The organism is Limnospira sp. PMC 289.06 (genome assembly GCF_032350395.1).
Taxonomy (GTDB): domain Bacteria; phylum Cyanobacteriota; class Cyanobacteriia; order Cyanobacteriales; family Microcoleaceae; genus Limnospira; species Limnospira platensis.
Map to the genome: position 1 here is coordinate 1 of NZ_JARPLC010000332.1, position 1,211 is coordinate 1,211.

A 1,211-nucleotide genomic window follows, 5' to 3' on the forward strand; every position below is an offset into this window, starting at 1 on the left:
ATTGACGCTACCATCCCACCCTTTGAGGTTCCAGTAGGTAAAACCATTGATTGAGAGTTTTTTGCACGCTGTAAATCGTTTACCATTAACCTCTACTGAAAAGGATTTATGGGTTTCTAGGTATTTAAACCATTCTAAAGAACCTACTTCGATACAGATATTACCATGACCTACCAGAAACCCTTTGTAAGACCCTGTTAGTGTGACTACTGGGAGTAGCTTAGGCATGAAAATCACCTCCCAGTAGGATATCGCTGTTATAACCATTAAGGTTACATTCAGGTGATATTACGTCTGAATCGAATCGAGTAATAATTGGATACTGAGATTCTACCCATTTCTCGTGTACTGCCAGAAAGTCAATAGCGTAATTATGAGCAATTTCTGCTATCGTGATTCTATCCTCACGAGTTGCTGTTAAATTATTGCCAGCTAATCTGACAAAAATCTCCCTAGCCATTTCTGCAATAACCATCATTTTTTCTTGTTCAAACTCATTCATGGCTTTATTTCCTATTGATTAATTGAACTTGTGATCATCATTATCGGGGTGATTTTGATTATTGTTGTGTTCTGTAATTTTTGCATTAAGCAAGGCTTCAATGCCTTTGAGTAACTCGATTTCCGCGTTTAAAAAATGCCTGTGGATTTGAATAAATTCGACAATTTCATCAAATTGTTCAGATGTGATAGCAAGTTCTACTAAGTCAAGTAATCCTACCACGTTAGGGTTTAATCGATTGCTCATGTAGCTATATTCTACTACGTTTAATCCGGGCGTACTTAATTTGATTGACATGGATTTATCCTTTGATAGTGGTTAAGTTGTGATAGTTTAACGTCATTTCGGAAGGGTTTAAATTATTCGATTTTGGTTAGTAAATGCTTAATATAATTAAGCTGTTTTAGGAGTAATTGTTCCTTTGCGACTGCCAGGGAATACTCGGTTTGACAATCATTCATTATTGTTATCAAAGTATCCTTAGCGTCTTGTTTGGTAGCATTGTAAATCGTGGTGTCTACCATTTGTTTAAACGTTTTAAACCTTGTTTGAGTAATAGCGTCAATGTTATTTTGAGTCATTTTAATTCCCTCCTTAAATAATTTGTTTCCAAACGTTTTTGCCGTTTTGATTAATCATTGAATAGCCCCTGCTTTTCATTAGATTAGTCAACTCTGAAACATTAACGCGACTATCAAGATATCCATCA

4 protein-coding genes are annotated in these 1,211 nt (G+C 35.5%); all 4 read right to left on the reverse strand.

The window, feature by feature from the left end:
• On the reverse strand, window positions 1–267 hold a 267-nt coding region (locus tag P5674_RS24920; RefSeq protein ID WP_315643391.1), incomplete at its 3' end, for a hypothetical protein.
• Window positions 221–502, reverse strand: a complete 282-nt coding sequence (locus tag P5674_RS24925) for a hypothetical protein (RefSeq protein WP_035736471.1) — start codon at window positions 500–502, stop codon at window positions 221–223. The genes P5674_RS24925 and P5674_RS24920, both read right to left, overlap by 47 nt.
• Window positions 503–520: 18 nt before the next feature.
• A complete protein-coding gene (locus P5674_RS24930; RefSeq protein ID WP_014275581.1) occupies window positions 521–748 on the reverse strand; it encodes a hypothetical protein in 228 nt (75 codons plus the stop codon).
• Between the two features lie 113 nt (window positions 749–861).
• Window positions 862–1,083, reverse strand: a complete 222-nt coding sequence (locus P5674_RS24935) for a hypothetical protein (RefSeq protein ID WP_006616005.1) — start codon at window positions 1,081–1,083, stop codon at window positions 862–864.
• Window positions 1,084–1,211 lie beyond the last annotated feature (128 nt).

Excerpts from the sequence above, each read along its gene's own strand:
- P5674_RS24925 (WP_035736471.1), bottom strand. The coding sequence starts at position 502 with ATGAATGAGTTTGAACAAGAAAAAATGATGGTTATTGCAGAAATGGCT.
- P5674_RS24930 (WP_014275581.1), bottom strand. The coding sequence starts at position 748 with ATGAGCAATCGATTAAACCCTAACGTGGTAGGATTACTTGACTTAGTA.
- P5674_RS24935 (WP_006616005.1), bottom strand. The coding sequence starts at position 1,083 with ATGACTCAAAATAACATTGACGCTATTACTCAAACAAGGTTTAAAACG.